This window comes from Pantoea sp. AN62 (genome assembly GCF_050432985.1).
In the GTDB taxonomy this organism is placed as follows: domain Bacteria; phylum Pseudomonadota; class Gammaproteobacteria; order Enterobacterales; family Enterobacteriaceae; genus Pantoea; species Pantoea brenneri.
Genome location: NZ_JBNPYB010000005.1, coordinates 152,697 through 174,557 on the forward strand (window position 1 = coordinate 152,697; position 21,861 = coordinate 174,557).

A 21,861-nucleotide genomic window follows, 5' to 3' on the forward strand; every position below is an offset into this window, starting at 1 on the left:
GCGAATGAGCGGCGCAGGCAGAACGCTGAAGTTGAAGAAACCGGAAGATAAAGCCAGCTTTGTAAGCTGGCGTTTTGCGTTGCTGTGCGGCTGTATTTTGCTGGCACTGGGAGGATTACTGTCGCGTGTTGCCTGGCTGCAGGTGATTAATCCTGACAGGCTGGTGAAAGAGGGCGATCTGCGCTCGCTGCGCGTTCAGGCGGTGCCGACGTCGCGCGGTATGATCAGCGACCGCGCCGGACGACCGCTGGCAGTGAGCGTGCCGGTCAACGCTATCTGGGCCGATCCCAAAGAGCTGCATGCCGGCGGCGGCGTAACGCTGGACAGCCGCTGGAAGGCGCTGTCGGATGCGCTTTCGATTCCGCTCGACCAGTTGGCCGCGCGGGTTAACGCCAATCCCAAAGGCCGCTTTGTCTATCTGGCGCGCCAGGTCAATCCGGCCATCGGCGAGTACGTCAAAAAATTGAAACTGCCTGGTATCCATCTGCGTGAAGAGTCACGCCGTTACTACCCGGCGGGGCAGGTCACGTCTCATCTGATTGGTTTTACCAATATCGACGGTCAGGGTATCGAAGGGGTCGAAAAAAGCTTTGATAAATGGCTGACCGGTGCACCGGGCGAACGAACGGTGCGTAAAGACCGATTTGGTCGGGTAATCGAAGATATCTCCTCGGTGGATAGCCGCGCTGCGCATAACCTGACCCTGAGCATCGATGAGCGCTTACAGGCGCTGGTCTATCGCGAACTGAACAACGCCGTCGCCTTTAACAAAGCTGAATCGGGCACTGCGGTGCTGGTAGACGTGAATACCGGCGAAGTGCTGGCGATGGCCAACAGCCCGGCTTACAACCCGAATAACCTCAGCAACACGCCGAAAGATCTGATGCGTAACCGCGCCATCACCGACATCTTCGAGCCGGGTTCTACCGTCAAGCCAATGGTGGTGATGACCGCCCTGCAGCGCGGTGTGGTCAAAGAGAATAGCGTACTGAATACCGTGCCGTACCGCGTCAATGGTCATGAGATCAAAGACGTGGCGCGCTACAGCGAACTGACCCTGACCGGGGTTTTACAGAAATCGAGTAACGTCGGGGTTTCACGTCTGGCGTTAGCGATGCCTTCCTCAGCGCTGGTAGATACTTACGCGCGCTTTGGGCTAGGTAAACCGACCAATTTGGGGCTGGTCGGGGAAAGCAGTGGCTTATACCCTCAAAAACAACGGTGGTCCGACATAGAGAGGGCCACCTTCTCTTTCGGCTACGGGCTAATGGTAACGCCGTTACAGTTAGCGCGAGTCTACGCAACCATTGGCAGCTACGGCATCAACCGTCCGCTGTCGATCACTAAGGTCGATCCCCCTGTCGCGGGACAACGCGTTTTCGATGAGTCACTGGTTAAAACCGTGATGCACATGATGGAAAGCGTGGCGCTGCCCGGCGGCGGCGGGGTGAAAGCGGCGATTAAAGGCTATCGCATCGCCATCAAAACCGGTACCGCTAAAAAAGTCGGGCCGGATGGACGCTACGTCAATAAATACATTGCTTATACCGCAGGCGTCGCGCCTGCCAGTCATCCTCGATTCGCGCTGGTGGTGGTGATCAACGATCCCCAGGCCGGCAAGTACTACGGTGGTGCGGTTTCTGCGCCGGTGTTTGGTGCCATCATGGGCGGCGTACTGCGCACCATGAACATCGAGCCGGATGCGTTACCAACCAATGACAAGAACGAGTTGGTGACTAACAGAAGTGAGGAATCAAGTGACAGATCGTAACCTGCGCGACTTACTCGGCCCCTGGGTGCCAGGCGCGCCGGCGCGTCCACTGCGTGACATGACACTGGATAGCCGTACCGCGGCTTCCGGCGATCTGTTTGTCGCTATTGCAGGCCATCAGGCCGATGGACGCCGTTTCATCCCGCAGGCGATTGCACAAGGCGTTGCCGCCGTGGTGGCCGAAGCCGAAGGGGAAGCGGCCGATGGCGAAATCCGTGAAATGCACGGCGTACCGGTTATCTATCTGACGCAGCTGCATCAGCGTCTGTCAGCATTAGCCGGACGTTTCTATCAGCAGCCGGGCGAAAAACAGACGCTGATCGGCGTCACCGGCACCAACGGAAAAACCACCACCACCCAGTTGCTGGCGCAGTGGGCCAACCTGCTGGGCGAAACCAGTGCAGTGATGGGGACGGTGGGCAACGGATTGATCGGCCAGCTTGTGCCGGCGGAAAACACCACCGGCTCAGCGGTCGATGTTCAGCATCTGCTGCACGATCTGGCGGAACAAGGTGCCACACTGACCGCGATGGAGGTTTCTTCACACGGCCTGGTTCAGCACCGTGTCGCGGCGTTGCCGTTTGCGGCCGCCGTATTCACCAATCTCAGCCGCGATCACCTCGATTATCACGGCGATATGCAGCGCTATGAGTCCGCCAAATGGCTGCTGTTCTCTGAGCATCAGGTTGGTCAGGCGATTCTGAACGCCGATGATGAAGTCGGCCGTCGCTGGCTGGCCAGCCTGCCTGATGCCGTTGCCGTGACGATGGAAAATAATTTACAGCCTGGCTGCCACGGCCGCTGGCTGAAAGCCGACGCGGTGCAGTATCACGATAACGGCGCGAACATCCGCTTCAGCTCCAGCTGGGGCGAAGGCGAGATCGACAGCCGTCTGATGGGAGCGTTCAACGTCAGCAACTTACTGCTGGCGCTGGCGACGCTGCTGGCACTTGACTATCCGCTTGACGCACTGATCAACGCAGCATCGAAGTTGCAGCCGGTCAACGGCCGGATGGAAGTGTTTAGTGCTGATGGCAAACCGACGGTAGTGGTTGATTATGCCCACACCCCGGATGCGCTGGAAAAAGCGCTGGAAGCCGCACGCCTGCACTGCACAGGAAAACTGTGGTGCCTGTTTGGCTGCGGCGGCGATCGTGATAAAGGCAAACGTCCGTTAATGGGCGCCATTGCTGAGCAATTCGCCGATGTAGTGGTGATCACCGATGACAACCCACGCAGTGAAGATCCGCAGGCGATTGTGAAAGATATCCTGACCGGCCTGCTGGACCCGGGTCGCGCCCGCGTCGTCTCCGGGCGTGCGCAGGCGGTGACCAACACCATCATGCAGGCGCAGCCGGAAGATATCGTGTTGGTGGCGGGTAAAGGCCACGAAGACTACCAGATTATCGGCAATCGCCGGCTGGATTACTCCGATCGTGCCACGGTAGCGGCGCTGCTGGGAGGCGCGGCATGATCCCGGTTTCCTTAAAGACGCTCGCTGACATCACCGGCGGCACGCTGTATGGCAGTGATTTAACCGTGACGGACGTCACCACGGACACCCGCAAGGTAACGGCAGGCAGCCTGTTTATCGCGCTGGTTGGCGAACGTTTTGATGCCCATGACTTTGTGGGTGATGCAATTGCTAGCGGCGCGCAGGCGCTGTTAGTGAGTAAGCATTTACCTGTCGCCGTTCCGCAGGTAGTGGTTGAAGATACCCGACTGGGCTTTGGCAAGCTGGCGGCCTGGGTACGCCAGCAGGCGACAGCCCGGGTCGTAGCGCTGACCGGTTCATCCGGAAAAACGTCGGTCAAAGAGATGACCGCAGCGATCCTGCGCCAGTGCGGTGAAACCCTCTATACCGCCGGTAACCTTAACAACGATTTTGGCGTCCCGATGACGCTGCTGCGTCTGACCAGAGAGCATCAGTATGCGGTGATTGAGCTGGGTGCTAATCATCAGGGCGAGATCGCGTACACCACCGATCTGGTGCGGCCGGAGAGCGCGCTGGTCAACAACCTGGCGGCGGCGCATCTGGAAGGATTTGGCTCGCTGGCAGGCGTCGCTAAAGCCAAAGGTGAAATATTTATGGGATTGCCCGCCAACGGTACGGCGATCCTTAATGCGGATAGCAATGACTGGCCGAACTGGCAGGCGCATCTGCAGGACCAGACGGTGTGGCGCTTCTCGCCGCAGGCGGCCGGATGTGACTTCTCTGCTCGTGATATCAGCATTGCGCATGATGGCACCCACTTTGTGATGGTGACGCCGCGCGGTGAGGTGGCGATTACGCTGCCGCTGCCGGGACGGCATAACGTCGCCAACGCGCTGGCCGCGGCGGCTCTGGCGCTGTCGGTTGATGCTCCGCTGAGTGCGATACAGCAAGGGCTAAAAACCCTGCAGTCGGTGCCGGGCCGCCTGTTCCCGATACGTTTATCTGCGCACCAGTTGCTGCTGGATGACAGCTATAACGCTAACGTCGGATCGATGACCGCTGCGGCGCAGGTACTGTCAGAAATGCCGGGTTATCGGGTGATGGTCACTGGCGATATGGCGGAACTGGGTGAAGAGACCGAACAGTGTCACCGTGAAGTCGGGCTGGCGGCGCGTGCTGCCGGTATCGATAAGGTCCTGAGCGTGGGGAACGTTAGCCAGTTGATCAGCGAAAGCAGCGGCGTTGGCGAACATTTCAGCGATAAAACCGCCCTGACTGAACGTTTACGTCAGTTGTTGTCCGAACACAAAGAAATGACTGTCTTGATTAAAGGTTCGCGTAGTGCCGCCATGGAGCAGGTAGTACAGAGCTTACAGGAGAAAGGAACATGTTAGTTTGGCTGGCCGAGCATCTGGTCGCTTTTTATTCGGGCTTTAACGTCTTTTCGTATCTGACGTTTCGCGCCATTGTCAGCCTGCTGACCGCGTTGTTTATCTCCCTGTGGATGGGGCCGCGCCTGATTGCCTGGCTGCAAAAATTGCAGATTGGTCAGGTAGTTCGTAACGATGGCCCGGAATCGCACTTCAGCAAGCGCGGCACCCCGACCATGGGCGGCATCATGATCCTTACCTCAATCACCATTTCGGTGTTGATGTGGGCTTATCCGTCAAACCCGTATGTCTGGTGCGTGCTGGTGGTGCTGATCGGCTTCGGGATCATCGGTTTTGTCGACGACTACCGCAAGGTGGTGCGCAAAGATACTAAGGGCCTGATCGCCCGCTGGAAATATTTCTGGATGTCGGTGATTTCGCTCGGCGTGGCGTTTGCCCTGTATGTCGCCGGCAAGGATACCCCCGCAACGCAACTGGTGGTGCCGTTTTTCAAAGACATCATGCCGCAACTGGGGCTGTTTTATGTGCTGCTGGCCTACTTTGTGATTGTCGGCACCGGCAATGCCGTCAACCTGACCGATGGCCTTGATGGGCTGGCAATTATGCCAACGGTATTTGTGGCGGCTGGCTTCGCGCTGGTGGCCTGGGCAACCGGGAACGTGAAGTTTGCCGAGTATCTGCATATTCCTTATTTGCGTCATGCCGGTGAGCTGGTGATTGTCTGTACCGCTATCGTCGGGGCAGGGCTGGGGTTCCTGTGGTTCAACACCTATCCGGCTCAGGTCTTTATGGGCGATGTGGGTTCGCTGGCGTTAGGCGGCGCACTGGGCACTATTGCGGTGCTGCTGCGTCAGGAGTTTTTACTGGTGATCATGGGTGGCGTATTCGTGGTTGAAACGCTGTCGGTGATCCTGCAGGTGGGATCGTTTAAGTTGCGCGGCCAGCGTATTTTCCGCATGGCACCGATCCATCACCACTATGAACTGAAGGGCTGGCCGGAACCGCGCGTCATTGTGCGCTTCTGGATTATTTCGCTAATGCTGGTGCTGATTGGCCTGGCCACGCTGAAGGTGCGTTAATCATGGCTGACTATCGGGGAAGAAAAGTTGTCATCATCGGGTTAGGCCTGACCGGTCTCTCCTGTGTTGATTTCTTTTTAGCGCAGGGCGTAACGCCTCGCGTTATGGACACCCGTGTGTCGCCGCCGGGGCTGGAGAAATTGCCGGCGCAGGTGGAACGCCATCTGGGTGGCATTAACGGTGACTGGCTGCTGGATGCCGACCTGATTGTCGCCAGCCCAGGCGTCGCGCTGGCCCATCCGATTCTGAGCGAAGCGATAGAAGCCGGCATTGAAATCGTCGGCGACATTGAGCTGTTCTGCCGTGAAGCCCAGGCGCCGATCGTGGCGATTACCGGCTCCAATGGTAAAAGCACCGTGACTACGCTGGTGGGTGAGATGGCGAAAGCGGCCGGCTGGCAGGTCGGCGTGGGCGGCAATATCGGGTTGCCGGCGCTCAGCCTGTTGCAGTCACCGGCGCAACTTTATGTACTGGAACTTTCCAGCTTCCAGCTTGAAACCACTCACAGCCTGAAAGCGGCAGCGGCGACGGTACTTAACGTCAGTGAAGATCATATGGATCGCTATCCGCTGGGCATGCAGCAGTATCGTGCTGCCAAACTGCGTATTTATGAAAATGCGAAGGTGTGCGTCGTCAATGCAGATGACGCGCTGACCATGCCGGTACGCGGCGCAGATGCGCGTTGCGTCAGCTTTGGCATTGACTTCGGTGACTATCATCTTAATAAGCAGCAGGGCAATGTCTGGCTGCGGGTGAAAGGCGAGAAGGTGCTGAACACCGCTGAAATGAAGCTGGTGGGACAACACAACTACACCAACGCGCTGGCGGCGCTGGCGCTGGCCGATGCAGTAGGGCTGCCGCGCGCTTCCAGCCTGGCTGCATTAACCCAGTTTAATGGTCTGGCGCATCGCTTCCAGCTGGTGCTTGAGCATCAGGGCGTGCGCTGGATCAACGATTCCAAAGCCACCAACGTGGGCAGTACCGAGGCGGCGCTGAATGGCCTGCAGGTTACCGGCACCCTGTGGCTGCTGTTGGGCGGCGACGGTAAATCAGCCGATTTTTCACCGCTGACGCCTTATCTGCAGGGTGACAACGTGCGGACCTACTGCTTTGGCCGCGATGGCGATGCGCTGGCTTCGCTGCGTCCGGAGATTGCGGTGCGCACCGAAACCCTGCGTCAGGCGCTGGAACAGATCGTCCCGCAGCTGAAGTCAGGCGATATGGTGCTGTTGTCACCCGCCTGCGCCAGCCTTGATCAGTTCCGTAACTTTGAACAGCGTGGCGAACAGTTCGCCCAACTGGCGAAGGAGCTGAGCTGATGCATATTCCTGGCGCGGGTCTGGCGCGGTTCTTCTCGGGTCGTCTGAAAGATTGGGTGATGGGATCGCGCGAAAGCGATGATACCTCGCTGGTGCTGTATGACCGCACGCTGCTGTGGCTGACGTTCGGCCTGGCAGTGATTGGTTTTGTGATGGTGACTTCCGCCTCAATGCCGGTTGGTCAGCGTCTCAACGATGACCCGTTCTATTTTGCCAAGCGTGATGCGTTTTATATCGCGCTGGCGGTCGGTATGGCGCTGGTCACGCTGCGGGTGCCGATGGATTTCTGGCAGCGCTACAGCAACGTGATGTTAATGGCATCCGTCGCCATGCTGCTGATTGTACTGGTGGTCGGCAGTTCGGTTAACGGTGCATCGCGCTGGATCGCCCTCGGACCGCTGCGTATCCAGCCAGCCGAGTTATCCAAACTTACCCTGTTTTGCTATCTCGCCAGCTATCTGGTGCGCAAAGTGGAAGAGGTGCGTAACAACTTCTGGGGCTTCTGTAAGCCGATGGGCGTGATGGTGGTGCTGGCAGTACTGCTGCTGGCGCAACCGGACCTCGGTACCGTGGTGGTGCTGTTCGTCACCACGCTGGCCATGCTCTTCCTGGCCGGTGCCAAACTGTGGCAGTTCCTGGCCATCATCGGCTCCGGCATTTTTGCCGTGGTGCTGCTGATTATCGCCGAACCGTACCGTATGCGCCGCGTCACATCGTTCTGGAACCCGTGGGAAGATCCGTTCGGCAGCGGCTACCAGCTGACCCAGTCGCTGATGGCATTTGGCCGCGGTGAATTCTGGGGCCAGGGGCTGGGTAACTCGGTGCAAAAACTGGAATATCTGCCGGAAGCGCACACCGACTTTATTTTCTCGATTATCGGTGAAGAACTCGGCTACATCGGTGTGGTTATGGCGCTGTTAATGGTATTCTTCGTCGCTTTTCGTGCGATGTCGATTGGCCGCCGTGCACTGGAGCTGGATCAGCGTTTTTCCGGCTTTCTGGCCTGTTCAATTGGTGTCTGGTTTAGCTTTCAGGCTCTGGTTAACGTCGGCGCGGCAGCAGGTATGCTGCCCACTAAAGGTCTGACCCTGCCGCTGATCAGTTACGGCGGGTCGAGTCTGATTATTATGTCGACCGCCATCGTCTTTTTGTTACGCATAGATTATGAAACGCGCCTGGCGAAAGCGCAGGCGTTTACCCGAGGTGGTCGATGAGCAGTAAGCGATTGATGGTGATGGCAGGCGGAACCGGTGGGCATGTCTTTCCCGGTCTGGCTGTTGCCCATCATCTGATGGAACAGGGCTGGCAGGTCCGCTGGTTAGGTACTGCCGACCGTATGGAAGCGGATTTAGTGCCGAAGCACGGCATCGACATCGATTTCATTCGCATCAGCGGACTGCGCGGCAAAGGCGTTAAGGCGTTACTGCTGGCTCCGCTGCGCATCTTCAACGCATGGCGTCAGGCGCGTCGCATCATGAAAGCCTGGCAACCGGATGTAGTACTGGGGATGGGCGGTTATGTCTCCGGACCGGGCGGCTTAGCGGCCTGGAGTTGCGGTATCCCGGTGGTGCTGCATGAGCAGAATGGCATTGCCGGCCTGACCAACAAGTGGCTGGCGAAAATCGCCACCAAAGTGCTGCAGGCATTTCCCGGCGCGTTTCCCCGGGCGGATGTGGTCGGCAATCCGGTGCGTACCGATGTGCTGGCGCTGCCGCTGCCGGCTGAACGTCTGGCCCAGCGCAGTGGCCCGATACGGGTACTGGTGATTGGTGGCAGTCAGGGCGCGCGGGTGCTGAACCAGACGCTGCCGCAGGTTGCCGCTGAACTGGGTGATCAGATCACGCTGTGGCACCAGACCGGGAAAGGCGGCTTGCCGGTAGTTGAAAAAGCCTATCAGCAGGTCGGTCAGACCCAGCACAAGGTGACCGAGTTTATTGATGATATGGCCGCAGCCTATGCATGGGCTGATGTGGTGGTCTGTCGCTCCGGCGCCTTAACGGTGAGCGAAGTGGCTGCTGCCGGTTTACCGGCGATTTTTGTGCCGTTTCAGCACAAGGATCGCCAGCAGTACTGGAACGCGCTGCCGCTGGAGAAAGCGGGCGCGGCCCGAATTTTTGAGCAGCCGCAGTTTACGGCGGAGGCGGTAGCGGATCTGCTGCGCCACTGGGATCGCCCGACATTACTGACGATGGCCGAACAGGCCCGTCAGGTTGCGATCCCCGATGCGACCGAGCGGGTCGCGCAGGAAGTGGCTCGCGCCGCAAAGTAATCATTCCGGTCAGCGCGTCTGACCCGTGCTCGGGTTGAGCACAAACTGAAAGAGCAGGTAATTGAGAGCGATGAATACACAACAATTGGCAAAACTGCGAACTATCGTGCCCGAGATGCGTCGCGTCCGGCACATCCACTTTGTCGGCATCGGCGGTGCTGGCATGGGCGGTATTGCCGAAGTGTTAGCAAATGAAGGCTACCATATCAGCGGTTCAGATCTGGCCCCTAACCCGGTGACCCAGAACCTGATTGCGTTGGGTGCCACCATTTATTTCAACCATCGCCCTGAGAATGTGACCGACGCCAGTGTGGTTGTGGTCTCCAGCGCCGTTGCGCAGGACAACCCTGAGCTGGTCGCTGCACGTGAGCAGCGCATCCCGGTGATCCGCCGGGCCGAAATGCTGGCTGAACTGATGCGTTTCCGTCATGGCATTGCCGTTGCCGGTACCCATGGCAAAACCACCACCACGGCGATGGTGTCGAGTATTTATGCAGAGGGCGGTCTCGATCCGACCTTTGTTAACGGCGGTCTGGTGAAAGCCGCAGGTACCCATGCGCGCCTGGGCAGCAGTCGTTACCTGATTGCGGAGGCCGATGAGAGCGATGCGTCGTTCCTGCACCTGCAGCCGATGGTGGCGATTGTCACCAATATCGAAGCCGACCATATGGATACCTATCAGGGCGACTTCGAGAACCTGAAGCAGACCTTTATTAACTTCCTGCACAACCTGCCGTTTTATGGCCGTGCAGTGATGTGTGTGGATGATGTGGTTATTCGTGACCTGATCCCGCGCGTGGGACGTCAAATCACCACTTACGGCTTCAGTGATGATGCGGACTTCCGCATTGAAAATTATCATCAGCGCGGCTCACAAGGGCACTTTACGCTGGTCCGTCAGGATAAACCGCTGCTGCAGATTACCCTGAATGCGCCGGGTCGTCATAACGCACTGAACGCGGCGGCGGCCGTAGCCGTGGCTAGCGAAGAGGGCATCGATGACAACGCGATTCTGGCCGCGCTGGAGAGTTTCCAGGGCACCGGCCGCCGTTTCGATCTGTTGGGTGAATTCCCGACCGAACCGGTAAACGGTCAGGTGGGCAGTGCGATGCTGGTGGATGATTATGGTCATCATCCGACCGAAGTCGATGCGACGATTAAAGCGGCACGCGCCGGCTGGCCAGATAAAAAGCTGGTGATGGTATTTCAGCCGCACCGCTATACCCGTACCCGCGATCTGTTTGATGACTTCGCTAACGTGCTGTCACAGGTCGATGTCCTGTTGATGCTGGATGTCTACTCTGCCGGCGAGACGGCGATTCCTGGTGCTGACAGTCGCTCGCTGTGCCGTGCGATTCGCAATCGCGGCAAGGTTGATCCGATTCTGGTGCCTGAGCATGACGCATTGCCAGAAATGCTGGCACCGCTGCTGTCTGGCAACGATCTGATTCTGGTGCAGGGTGCCGGTAACGTCGGCAAGGTTGCCCGCAAGCTGGCGGATTGTAAGCTCCAGCCGGAACGTAAAGCGGAGGATCGTCATGGCTGACAAAGTTGCAGTATTGATGGGCGGGACGTCCGCCGAGCGTGAGGTTTCGCTGATGTCTGGTCAGGCGGTGCTGGCCGGGCTACGTGAAAGCGGGATTGACGCGCACGCTGTCGACACCCGCGATGTGTCGGTACTGACGCTCAAAGAGCAGGGCTTTACCAAAGCGTTTATCGCTCTGCATGGTCGTGGCGGCGAAGATGGCACGCTACAGGCGGTGCTGGAATTTCTGCAGCTGCCTTACACCGGCAGCGGCGTGATGGCGTCAGCGGTCACCATGGACAAGCTGCGCACCAAGCTGCTGTGGCAGGGACGCGGTTTGCCTTCCGGGCAGTTTGTCTGGCTGACGCGCCAGCAGTTCGATTCCGGGCTGGATGCAGAGACGGAAGCGGCCATTGCTGCGCTCGGACTGCCGTTATTCGTCAAACCCGCCTGTGAAGGTTCCAGCGTGGGAATCAGCCGGGTCAATGCGCTGAGCGCCTTGCCTGACGCGCTGGCAACCGCTTTTGAGCACGACGATAACGTGCTGGTCGAGGCGTTTCTCAGCGGCGCGGAGTACACGGTGGCGATTGTGGGCGATCGCATCCTGCCCTCTATCGAAATAAAGAGCGCCAGCGAGTTCTATGACTATGAAGCAAAATATATTTCTGACGATACTCAGTACGTCTGTCCGGCCGACCTGAGCCCGGCGCGTGAAGCTGAATTACAGCAACTGGTGCTGGCGGCCTGGCGTGCGCTTGGCTGTCGCGGCTGGGGCAGGGTGGATGTGATGACCGATGGTGCGGGCAATTTCCAGCTGCTGGAAGCCAATACCTCACCGGGAATGACCAGCCACAGCCTGGTGCCGATGGCGGCGAAACAGGCCGGCATGAGCTTCGCGCAGCTGGTTGCGCATATTCTGGAGTTGGCCGACTGATATGTCACAGGCGGCGATGAGAGTTCGAAACCGTGAACCGCAGGAGCGTATACGCACCGGGCGCAGTAACGGAGCCCGACTGTTCGGCATCGTTTTTTTGCTGATCGTGATAGGCATTATGATTTCTGGCGGGCTGGTGGTGCTGAAGTGGATGAACGATGCATCACGTCTGCCGTTATCGAAACTGGTGGTGACCGGGCAAACCCATTACACCACCCACGATGACATTCGCCAGGCGATTCTGTCACTTGGCGCGCCGGGCACGTTCATGTCGCAGGACGTGGATATTCTGCAGCAGCAGATAGAGAGGCTGCCGTGGATTAAGCAGGTCAGCGTGCGTAAACAGTGGCCGGACGAGCTGAAGATCCATCTGGTGGAATATACCCCGGTGGCGCGCTGGAACGATCTGCATATGGTTGACGCGGATGGCGTCTCCTTCAGCGTCCCGGCTAACCATATCGGCAAAGAAACCCTGCCGATGCTGTATGGACCAGAAGGCAGTGAGAAAGAGGTGCTGGCGGGTTATCACAGCATGGACGATGTACTGAAGGCCAGAAAGTTTACCCTGAAGGTCGCGTCGATGACGGCCCGGCGTTCATGGCAGCTGGTTACCAGTGACGATGTGCGCATCGAACTGGGGCGCAGCGACACCATGAAGCGTCTGAACCGCTTTATTGAGCTCTACCCGGTGCTGCAACAGCAAGGTCAGAACGAGAGCAAACGTATCAGCTACGTGGATTTACGATACGACTCGGGCGCCTCTGTTGGCTGGACGCCGGTCGTGATGGAGCCACAGGACAGTAATCAGCAACAGAACCAGGCACAGGCTAAACAACAATGATCAAGGCAACGGACAGAAAACTGGTAGTTGGACTCGAAATTGGCACCGCGAAGGTTGCCGCCCTGGTTGGGGAAATTCTGCCCGATGGTATGGTCAATATTATTGGGGTGGGCAGCTGCCCGTCCCGCGGTATGGATAAAGGTGGCGTGAATGACCTTGAGTCGGTGGTGAAATGCGTACAGCGCGCCATCGATCAGGCTGAGCTGATGGCAGATTGCCAGATTTCCTCCGTCTACCTTGCGTTATCGGGCAAACATATTAGTTGTCAGAACGAAATCGGGATGGTTCCGATTTCCGAAGAGGAAGTGACTCAGGATGATGTAGAGAACGTAGTGCATACCGCTAAGTCGGTGCGTGTGCGTGACGAGCATCGCATCCTGCATGTTATTCCTCAGGAATACGCCATTGATTATCAGGAAGGGATCAAAAATCCGGTCGGGCTTTCCGGGGTGCGGATGCAGGCAAAAGTGCATCTGATCACCTGTCACAACGATATGGCGAAAAATATTGTTAAAGCCGTTGAACGATGTGGCCTGAAAGTTGACCAACTGATTTTTGCCGGCCTGGCATCCAGTTTTGCGGTTCTGACCGAAGACGAACGTGAGCTGGGTGTCTGTGTTGTCGACATCGGTGGCGGTACAATGGACATTGCCGTATATACCGGCGGTGCTTTACGGCACACTAAGGTTATTCCTTATGCAGGCAACGTGGTCACCAGCGACATCGCCTATGCATTTGGCACACCGCCAACCGATGCGGAAGCGATCAAAGTGCGTCACGGCTGCGCGCTGGGCTCGATTGTCGGCAAAGATGAGAACGTTGAAGTGCCGAGCGTGGGCGGACGTCCGCCGCGCAGCCTGCAGCGTCAGACGCTGGCCGAAGTGATTGAGCCGCGTTATACCGAGCTTTTGAATCTGGTCAATGACGAGATTCTGCAGTTACAGGAACAACTGCGTCAGCAGGGCGTGAAGCACCATCTTGCGGCGGGCATTGTCCTGACCGGCGGTGCCGCGCAAATCGAAGGACTGGCGGCCTGTGCGCAACGCGTATTCCATACGCAGGTGCGTATCGGACAACCGCTGAATATTACCGGCTTAACTGACTATGCGCAGGAGTCGTACTACTCCACCGCGGTGGGACTGTTGCATTACGGCAAAGAGTCGCACATGAACGGCGATGCAGAGACCGAAAAACGGGTTTCGGTAGGCAACTGGTTCAAGCGCATCAATAGTTGGTTGAAAAAAGAGTTTTAATTTTTGTAAAAGGGGATCATGCTGTTTTCTTTAGTGATCTCCAGGCGACAGGCACATAACGGAGAGAAATCATGTTTGAACCTATGGAATTAACCAATGACGCGGTGATTAAAGTCATCGGCGTCGGCGGTGGCGGTGGCAACGCCGTAGAGCACATGGTACGCGAGCGTATCGAAGGTGTGGAATTCTTTGCTGTGAATACCGACGCGCAAGCGCTGCGTAAAACAGCTGTCGGCCAGACGATTCAGATCGGTAATAACATTACCAAAGGTCTGGGTGCGGGTGCGAACCCGGAAGTCGGCCGTAACTCTGCAGAAGAAGATCGCGAAGCACTGCGTTCTGCGCTGGAAGGGGCAGACATGGTCTTCATCGCAGCAGGCATGGGCGGCGGTACCGGTACCGGTGCAGCGCCTGTGGTAGCGGAAGTGGCGAAGGATCTGGGTATCCTGACCGTGGCCGTTGTCACCAAGCCGTTCAACTTCGAAGGCAAGAAACGCATGGCGTTTGCTGAGCAGGGGATCGCGGAACTCTCTAAGCATGTCGATTCACTGATTACTATTCCAAACGACAAGCTGCTGAAAGTTCTGGGTCGCGGTATCTCCCTGCTGGACGCCTTTGGCGCAGCCAATGACGTGCTGAAAGGCGCGGTTCAGGGTATCGCCGAACTGATTACCCGTCCGGGTCTGATGAACGTCGACTTTGCTGACGTGCGTACCGTGATGTCCGAAATGGGTTACGCCATGATGGGTTCAGGCGTTGCCTGTGGTGAAGACCGCGCTGAAGAAGCGGCTGAAATGGCGATCTCCAGCCCACTGCTGGAAGATATCGACCTGTCTGGTGCGCGCGGCGTGCTGGTCAACATCACGGCTGGCTTCGACCTGCGTCTGGATGAGTTCGAAACCGTGGGTAACACTATCCGCGCCTTCGCCTCTGACAACGCGACAGTGGTGATCGGTACTTCACTGGATCCAGAAATGAATGACGAACTGCGCGTCACCGTGGTGGCAACCGGTATCGGCATGGACAAACGTCCGGAAATCACCCTGGTGACCAATAAGCCAGCCAGCCAGCCGGTTATGGATCATCGCTATCAGCAGCACGGTATGTCACCGCTGCCGCAGGAGCAGAAACCGGCAGCTAAAGTGGTTAACGACCAGGCTGCGCAGTCAAACAAAGAGCCAGACTACCTTGATATTCCGGCATTTTTGCGTAAGCAGGCCGACTAGGATTAACCCTATAATTGGGTTTCCCCGCTCTTTGTGCTAAAGTGTCTGCCCGCTGGTAAAGTATACTAGCGGTCGGAAAGGTAATATTGCGAGATAATACGATGATCAAACAAAGGACACTAAAACGTATTGTTCAGGCGACTGGTGTCGGTTTACATACCGGCAAGAAAGTCACACTGACATTACGCCCTGCGTCGGCTAATACCGGGGTCATCTATCGTCGCACCGACTTGAATCCACCGGTAGATTTTCCGGCTGATGCAAAATACGTGCGCGACACCATGCTGAGTACCTGCCTGGTGAATGATGAAGGCGTGCGTATTTCAACGGTTGAACACCTTAATGCCGCCCTGGCGGGTCTGGGTATCGATAACATCATTGTTGAAGTCGATGCACCGGAAATCCCGATTATGGATGGCAGCGCAGCACCGTTTATCTATCTGCTGATGGATGCAGGCATTGAGCAGCTCAACAGCGCGAAGAAATTTGTGCGCGTTAAGCAGACCGTGCGTGTGGAAGAGGGTGACAAATGGGCCGAGATCAAACCGTACAACGGTTTCTCGCTCGACTTCACCATTGACTTCAAACACCCGGCGATCGATTCCAGCTCGCAGCGTTATGCGATGAACTTCTCTGCTGACGCCTTTGTTCGTCAAATCAGCCGGGCGCGTACATTTGGCTTTATGCGTGAAATCGAATATCTGCAGTCTAAAGGCCTGTGCCTGGGCGGTAGCTTAGATTGTGCGATAGGTCTGGATGATTTCCGCGTACTGAATGAAGAAGGCCTGCGTTTTGAGGACGAATTTGTCCGTCACAAAATGCTGGACGCTATCGGCGACCTGTTTATGTGTGGCCATAATATCATTGGCGCCTTCACGGCGTTCAAATCGGGTCATGCGCTGAACAATAAGCTGCTGCAAGCGGTTCTGGCTAAGCAGGAAGCCTGGGAATGGGCAACCTTCGAAGACGAAGCTGAACTGCCGCTGGCATTCAAAGCACCGAATCTGGTTCTGGCTTAATTACCTCAGAACGTGAAACGGCTGGTTATGCTGACACCCTCTCCGGTCAGCGGCGCCAGCCGTTTTTTTATTGCTCCGGTCCCCGCCTCTGCTGATGTCGAGCCTGCTCGCATCGCGCCGTCCGTTTTGCTGAATTGCTGAACAAACGCGCGCAATTTCTCGCACCGCCACTTTAATCCCAGGTGTGGATGCCCCACATTAGTGATACTATCTCTGGCGCTTTTACAGGCTGAATACCGCTGCCGCTCGCGGCGGGCGAACGAAAACGGAAGCGCAACAGAGCATGCGCGATGGAAAGGTTGTGATCGGAATTCTTCTGCGCTGGCGACAATTAGGTAGACGCTATTTCTGGCCTCATCTCCTGTTAGGGATGGTCGCGGCCAGTCTCGGCTTACCTGCCTGTGCGCAAAGTTCTGAACTCAATGCTTCATCTGAATCGCCGGCCAGTAGCCTGTTCATGGGCAACGCCGCGCGGTTTGATCACCTGATTCGCCTGCAGGAAGCGGCACGCCGCCCCAGCTTCAATGTGGATTACTGGCACCAGCACGCCATCCGCACCGTTATTCGACACCTCTCTTTCACGCTAACGCCCCAGGCGCAGGCGGAACAACAAACTCTGCCGCTGGCGGCGCAAAAGCTGGCGCTGATCGATTCGCTGCATGACTTACTGACGTCACACTCTGCGTTGCGTGCTGTGCCGCAGATGACCCCGACTCCACCGCTGTTTACGGCTGTAACCCGCTCATGGGTTGAATGGCATGCCCGCGTTCATGGCATCCGCGCCGGACCCACCCAATTGTCCTGCTAATATTTTTGGTTTTATTCACTCTGTTTAGATTTTGCAGTCCGGAATGATCCGGCTGAATTGAGAATATATTTACTATGTTAATCAAAATGTTAACCAAGGTTTTTGGTAGCAGTAACGATCGTACTCTGCGTCGTATGCGTAAAGTGGTGGATGTCATCAACAAGATGGAGCCGGACTTTGAAAAGCTCTCTGATGATGAACTGAAAGGCAAAACCGAACTGTTCCGTGAACGCCTGAAAAAAGGCGAGACGCTGGAAAGCCTGATCCCGGAAGCTTTTGCTACCGTGCGTGAAGCGAGTAAGCGCGTGTTCGGCATGCGTCACTTCGACGTCCAGCTGATCGGCGGCATGGTACTGAACGATCGCTGCATCGCCGAGATGCGTACCGGTGAAGGTAAAACCCTGACCGCCACGCTGCCAGCCTATCTGAATGCGCTCTCCGGTAAAGGGGTTCACGTCGTTACCGTCAACGACTATCTGGCACAGCGTGATGCCGAGAATAACCGTCCGTTGTTTGAGTTCCTCGGTCTGACCGTCGGCATCAACATGTCGGGTCTGCCTGCAGTAGCGAAGCGTGAAGCTTACGCCGCTGACATTACTTACGGTACCAACAACGAATATGGCTTCGATTACCTGCGCGACAACATGGCCTTCAGCCCGGAAGAGCGCGTGCAGCGTAAACTGCACTACGCACTGGTGGATGAAGTTGACTCCATCCTGATCGATGAAGCGCGTACCCCGCTGATCATTTCGGGACCTGCGGAAGACAGTTCTGAGCTCTATACCAAAGTAAACAAAATCATTCCGCACCTGATTCGTCAGGATAAAGAAGACACTGAAACCCATCAGGGTGAAGGCGACTTCTGGGTGGATGAAAAAGCCCGTCAGGCGCACATGTCTGAACGTGGACTGGTTAAGGTCGAAGAGCTGCTGGTCAGCCAGGGCATTATGGAAGCCGGCGAATCACTCTATTCACCGACCAACATTATGCTGATGCACCACGTTACTGCGGCGCTGCGCGCCCATGCGCTGTTTACCCGCGATGTGGATTACATCGTGAAAGATGGCGAAGTGGTGATTGTTGATGAGCACACCGGTCGTACCATGCAGGGGCGTCGCTGGTCAGACGGACTGCATCAGGCAATTGAAGCCAAAGAAGGGGTAGAGATCCAGAACGAGAACCAGACGCTGGCCTCTATCACTTTCCAGAACTATTTCCGTATCTACGAAAAGCTGGCCGGTATGACCGGGACCGCGGATACCGAAGCGTTCGAATTCAGCTCTATCTACAAGCTCGATACCATTGTGGTACCGACTAACCGTCCAATGGTGCGTAAAGATCTGGCCGATCTGGTCTACATGACCGAGAAAGAGAAGATCGACGCGATCATCGAAGATATCCGTGAACGTACCGCCAACGGCCAGCCGGTGCTGGTCGGGACCATCTCGATTGAGAAATCGGAAGTGGTCTCTAACGAACTGACACGTGCCGGTATCAAACACAACGTTCTGAACGCCAAATTCCACGCCCGCGAAGCGGAAATCGTGGCACAGGCAGGTCAGCCGGGCGCGGTCACCATCGCCACCAACATGGCCGGTCGTGGTACTGACATCATGCTGGGCGGCAGCTGGCACGCCGAAGTAGCCGAGCTGGAAAACCCGACCGAAGCACAGATCGAAGAGATTAAAGCCGCATGGCAGATTCGCCATGACGCGGTACTGGCCTCCGGCGGTTTACACATCGTGGGTACTGAGCGCCACGAGTCGCGCCGTATCGATAACCAGCTGCGTGGTCGTGCTGGCCGTCAGGGCGACGCCGGTTCTTCCCGTTTCTACCTGTCGATGGAAGATGCGCTGATGCGTATTTTCGCCTCGGATCGCGTCTCTAACATGATGCGCAAACTGGGGATGAAGCCGGGTGAAGCGATTGAGCACCCGTGGGTGACCAAAGCGATTGCCAATGCGCAGCGCAAAGTTGAGAGCCGTAACTTCGATATTCGTAAGCAGCTGCTGGAATATGATGATGTGGCCAACGATCAGCGTCGTGCCATCTACAGCCAGCGTAACGAACTGCTGGATGTGTCGGATGTGAGCGAAACCATCAACAGCATCCGTCATGACGTCTACAAAGCGACTATTGATACCTATATTCCACCGCAGTCACTGGAAGAGATGTGGGATGTACCAGGGCTGGAAGAGCGCCTGCGTACTGACTTCGATCTTAATCTGCCGATTGCGGAGTGGCTGGATAAAGAGCCCGATCTGCATGAAGAAGTGCTGCGTGAGCGCATCATGACCCATGCGATGGAGAACTATGCCGCCAAAGAAGAGGTGGTTGGTGCTGAGATGATGCGTAACTTCGAAAAAGGCGTGATGTTGCAGACGCTGGATTCGCTGTGGAAAGAGCATCTGGCGGCGATGGATTATCTGCGTCAGGGCATCCATCTGCGTGGCTATGCGCAGAAGGATCCGAAGCAGGAGTACAAACGTGAATCGTTCGCTATGTTTGCCGCCATGCTTGAGTCACTGAAATATGAAGTGATCAGCACCCTGAGCAAGGTCCAGGTGCGGATGCCGGAAGAAGTTGAAGCGATGGAGCAGCAGCGTCGCGAAGAGGCTGAACGTCTGGCTCAGCAGCAACAACTGAGCCACGTTGAAGAAGAGACGCTGGCGGCCGAAGCGCTGGCGCAGCAGAGTGGTGAACGCAAAGTCGGACGCAACGATCCCTGCCCATGTGGTTCAGGTAAAAAATATAAGCAGTGTCACGGCCGCCTGGCCTGAGATTAACAGCTGATGAAAAAGGAGCCACTGGCTCCTTTTTTTGGCTGCTGCCTGGCCGCGACAGACGCTGAGTTTGGTTGTTTCAGCAGGTTAAAGCGGTTAACTTCCGCCACACCCTGTTTTAAACTCACTGCTCATTCACCCAATAATCTCGGGATATTCTTCATGAAGCACCTGCAGGTCGCGGTTGGTATTATCCGCAATGCCGATAAACAGATTTTCCTTGCCCAGCGCGCGGCGACATCCTATATGGCCAATAAATGGGAGTTTCCCGGCGGCAAGATTGAAGCGGGTGAGAGCGCCGAACAGGGTCTGATTCGCGAGTTGCAGGAAGAGACCGGCATTGAGGTCACCGAAGCGCGTCCGATTGGTCAGGCTGATCATAGCTATGAAGATCTGCGGGTAACGCTGCATTTCTTCCTGGTTGAAGGCTGGAAGGGAGAGCCGTGGGGCAAGGAGGGGCAGCCGCAGCGTTGGGTTGATCAACAGGCGCTGGTCGCCGAAGAGTTTCCTCCGGCGAATCATCAACTGATTGCCCGCCTGATTGCCGGCGAGTTTTGACAGGATGGGGCGACTCACCCCATCCGGCAATTAATGGTCTTCTTCGCTCCAGTTATCGCTGTCATTCAGATCACCGCTGCTGGGAATACGTTTCTCTTCAGCGGCCCATTCACCCAAATCAATCAGCTGGCAGCGCTTACTGCAAAACGGCCGCCACGGGCTGAGTTCATCCCAGATAACATCTTTGCCGCACTGTGGACAGGCGACGGTCATAACTTCTTGCTGCATATTCACCTCTAACAACAGGCCAGTTGAAAGTCGAGTCGGGCTGGTACTTCACCACGCTCACTATCAAGCGGCATAAAACGAATGGCATAACGGCTTTTATGTCCGGAGACCTGCGGGTAAAGCGCATCCTCCAGCGACAGCTGCAGGCGGAGCAGGTCGGCACCCTCAGCGTTGTCCTGATAAAAGCCATTCAGGCTGGTCTGATTGCGAAACGCCCCGGACTGACGGATCAGGTCGAGGATCATCGCCAGCGCATGATGCAGCGGCACCAGCGTCTGCATCCAGGCTTCCACCTGGGCATCACGCGCTTCCTGGGGTAAATGCAGCCAGATATGCAGGCCGGGTAAATCAAAACTGCAGCAGCCGCCAGGAATGCTCAGGCGCTGACGCACCAGCGCAATCAGACGGTCTTCCCGCAGTTGCTGCCCCATCCGCGGCGCATTCATCAGCTGGGTTGACTGCATTTTTAACTTTTCACGCAGGGCATCTACCAGCGTCATATCTACGCCAGGCACATCAGCCCAGGCGCGCAATTTCTGCTGCTGGCGCTCCAGCTCTTTCAACAACTCGGTACGCATGTCGCCCCGCTCGAAAATATCGAGCAGTTCACCGATCAGACGAAAAAAGGTCAGGGCGTTAACGGTTTTATCCAGCGGGGTGGTCTCATCCAGCTGATTAATCAGAAACTCAACCCGTAACCAGGTTCGCATTTTTTCATTCAGGGGATGTTCAAACAGAACGGGTGTGCTCATGGTGTTAATCCTGTTTCGTTGCCGCCAGCCTGAGGTAGCGCTGATGGAGTTCGGCAACCTGTGGCAATGCATCTTCAGGCTCGCCACTGTTATCAATAATGTCATCAGCACAGGCGAGGCGTTGCTGCCGCGTGGCCTGTGCCGCAAGAATACGTTGCACCTGGGCGAGAGAAAGCTGGTCGCGTTGCTGAGTCCGGGCTATCTGTGTCGCTTCGTCGACATCAATCACCAGTACCCGGTCAGCCTGGTGCTGTAACTGATTTTCCACCAGTAACGGCACCACCCACAGCACATAAGGTGAAGAGGCGGCAGCGATCAACTGTTGGGTGCGGGCGTTAATCAGCGGATGCAGCAGCGCGTTTAACCAGCTTTTCTCTTCTGGCGTCTGAAAAATAATCTCGCGTAACCGCGCGCGATTCAGGGTGCCCTGTTCGGTCAGGATCGCGGCACCGTAACGTGCTTCAATCGCCTGTAAAGCCGGCGTCCCTGGCTCAACCACTTCGCGCGCAATCAGGTCAGCATCGATAATGTCGACCCCGAGCGCAGCGAACTGTCTGGCAATCGAGCTTTTACCGCTACCGATTCCCCCTGTCAGCGCTATGGTGTAGGGCCTATTTCCCATCTGACTTCTCTTTTGGACACAGGTTCATGTTAATGGTCTGGATCAGTA

At 56.6% G+C, this 21,861-nt stretch carries 19 protein-coding genes; 16 read left to right on the plus strand and 3 right to left on the minus strand.

Annotation, left to right across the window (positions count from 1 at the left end; translation table 11 throughout):
- Positions 1 to 4 precede the first annotated feature (4 nt).
- The 16 genes from FHW04_RS07815 (at position 5) to mutT (ending at position 20,211) form a co-directional block, all read left to right on the plus strand.
- On the plus strand, positions 5 to 1,771 hold the full coding sequence (locus FHW04_RS07815; protein ID WP_031375981.1) for a peptidoglycan glycosyltransferase FtsI: 1,767 nt from the start codon (positions 5 to 7) through the stop codon (positions 1,769 to 1,771).
- Complete coding sequence (gene murE, locus FHW04_RS07820; RefSeq protein WP_089561375.1) at positions 1,758 to 3,245, plus strand: UDP-N-acetylmuramoyl-L-alanyl-D-glutamate--2,6-diaminopimelate ligase; 1,488 nt, start codon at positions 1,758 to 1,760, stop codon at positions 3,243 to 3,245. Before FHW04_RS07815 ends, murE begins: the two co-directional genes overlap by 14 nt.
- The gene (murF, locus tag FHW04_RS07825) at positions 3,242 to 4,600 is read left to right on the plus strand and encodes a UDP-N-acetylmuramoyl-tripeptide--D-alanyl-D-alanine ligase (RefSeq protein ID WP_089561376.1); all 1,359 of its coding nucleotides are present in this window, start codon (positions 3,242 to 3,244) and stop codon (positions 4,598 to 4,600) included. The genes murE and murF overlap by 4 nt, the downstream gene beginning before the upstream one ends.
- Entirely contained in the window at positions 4,594 to 5,676 is a 1,083-nt protein-coding gene (gene mraY, locus FHW04_RS07830) for a phospho-N-acetylmuramoyl-pentapeptide-transferase (protein WP_031375978.1), read from the plus strand. Before murF ends, mraY begins: the two co-directional genes overlap by 7 nt.
- Positions 5,677 to 5,678: 2 nt before the next feature.
- The gene (murD, locus tag FHW04_RS07835; protein WP_089561377.1) at positions 5,679 to 6,995 is read left to right on the plus strand and encodes a UDP-N-acetylmuramoyl-L-alanine--D-glutamate ligase; all 1,317 of its coding nucleotides are present in this window, start codon (positions 5,679 to 5,681) and stop codon (positions 6,993 to 6,995) included.
- Positions 6,995 to 8,209, plus strand: a complete 1,215-nt coding sequence (gene ftsW, locus FHW04_RS07840; RefSeq protein WP_031375976.1) for a cell division protein FtsW — start codon at positions 6,995 to 6,997, stop codon at positions 8,207 to 8,209. The genes murD and ftsW overlap by 1 nt, the downstream gene beginning before the upstream one ends.
- The gene (gene murG, locus FHW04_RS07845; RefSeq protein WP_031375975.1) at positions 8,206 to 9,264 is read left to right on the plus strand and encodes an undecaprenyldiphospho-muramoylpentapeptide beta-N-acetylglucosaminyltransferase; all 1,059 of its coding nucleotides are present in this window, start codon (positions 8,206 to 8,208) and stop codon (positions 9,262 to 9,264) included. The genes ftsW and murG overlap by 4 nt, the downstream gene beginning before the upstream one ends.
- Positions 9,265 to 9,334: 70 nt before the next feature.
- Positions 9,335 to 10,810 carry a UDP-N-acetylmuramate--L-alanine ligase gene (gene murC / locus FHW04_RS07850; RefSeq protein WP_031375974.1) on the plus strand — a complete coding sequence of 492 codons (1,476 nt, stop codon included), beginning with the start codon at positions 9,335 to 9,337 and terminating at the stop codon, positions 10,808 to 10,810.
- Positions 10,803 to 11,723, plus strand: coding sequence for a D-alanine--D-alanine ligase (locus FHW04_RS07855; protein WP_089561378.1), 921 nt, complete (start codon positions 10,803 to 10,805; stop codon positions 11,721 to 11,723). The genes murC and FHW04_RS07855 overlap by 8 nt, the downstream gene beginning before the upstream one ends.
- 1 nt (position 11,724) lies before the next feature.
- Positions 11,725 to 12,564 (plus strand): cell division protein FtsQ, encoded by an 840-nt coding sequence (ftsQ, locus tag FHW04_RS07860; RefSeq protein ID WP_031375972.1) that lies wholly within the window; start codon positions 11,725 to 11,727, stop codon positions 12,562 to 12,564.
- Entirely contained in the window at positions 12,561 to 13,817 is a 1,257-nt protein-coding gene (gene ftsA / locus FHW04_RS07865) for a cell division protein FtsA (protein ID WP_003854739.1), read from the plus strand. The genes ftsQ and ftsA overlap by 4 nt, the downstream gene beginning before the upstream one ends.
- Positions 13,818 to 13,888: 71 nt before the next feature.
- Positions 13,889 to 15,043, plus strand: coding sequence for a cell division protein FtsZ (gene ftsZ / locus FHW04_RS07870; RefSeq protein ID WP_009092127.1), 1,155 nt, complete (start codon positions 13,889 to 13,891; stop codon positions 15,041 to 15,043).
- A 101-nt stretch (positions 15,044 to 15,144) separates the two neighbouring features.
- A complete protein-coding gene (lpxC, locus tag FHW04_RS07875; protein ID WP_031376704.1) occupies positions 15,145 to 16,062 on the plus strand; it encodes a UDP-3-O-acyl-N-acetylglucosamine deacetylase in 918 nt (305 codons plus the stop codon).
- A gap of 301 nt (positions 16,063 to 16,363) precedes the next feature.
- Positions 16,364 to 16,870 (plus strand): secA translation cis-regulator SecM, encoded by a 507-nt coding sequence (gene secM / locus FHW04_RS07880; RefSeq protein ID WP_338137928.1) that lies wholly within the window; start codon positions 16,364 to 16,366, stop codon positions 16,868 to 16,870.
- 74 nt (positions 16,871 to 16,944) lie between these two features.
- On the plus strand, positions 16,945 to 19,650 hold the full coding sequence (gene secA, locus FHW04_RS07885; RefSeq protein WP_031376702.1) for a preprotein translocase subunit SecA: 2,706 nt from the start codon (positions 16,945 to 16,947) through the stop codon (positions 19,648 to 19,650).
- Positions 19,651 to 19,815: 165 nt separating this feature from the next.
- Positions 19,816 to 20,211 carry an 8-oxo-dGTP diphosphatase MutT gene (gene mutT, locus FHW04_RS07890; RefSeq protein ID WP_069728429.1) on the plus strand — a complete coding sequence of 132 codons (396 nt, stop codon included), beginning with the start codon at positions 19,816 to 19,818 and terminating at the stop codon, positions 20,209 to 20,211.
- A 30-nt stretch (positions 20,212 to 20,241) separates the two neighbouring features.
- Here mutT and yacG read toward each other — a convergent pair whose 3' ends face one another.
- Genes yacG through coaE form a run of 3 tightly spaced genes read right to left on the minus strand, consistent with a single transcriptional unit; the run spans position 20,242 to position 21,813 of the window.
- Positions 20,242 to 20,439 carry a DNA gyrase inhibitor YacG gene (yacG, locus tag FHW04_RS07895; protein WP_031376700.1) on the minus strand — a complete coding sequence of 66 codons (198 nt, stop codon included), beginning with the start codon at positions 20,437 to 20,439 and terminating at the stop codon, positions 20,242 to 20,244.
- 8 nt (positions 20,440 to 20,447) lie between these two features.
- Entirely contained in the window at positions 20,448 to 21,191 is a 744-nt protein-coding gene (gene zapD / locus FHW04_RS07900) for a cell division protein ZapD (protein ID WP_046289189.1), read from the minus strand.
- A gap of 4 nt (positions 21,192 to 21,195) precedes the next feature.
- Positions 21,196 to 21,813: a dephospho-CoA kinase gene (coaE, locus tag FHW04_RS07905; RefSeq protein WP_031376699.1), complete on the minus strand. Its 618-nt coding sequence runs from the start codon at positions 21,811 to 21,813 to the stop codon at positions 21,196 to 21,198.
- Between the last annotated feature and the right edge of the window lie 48 nt (positions 21,814 to 21,861).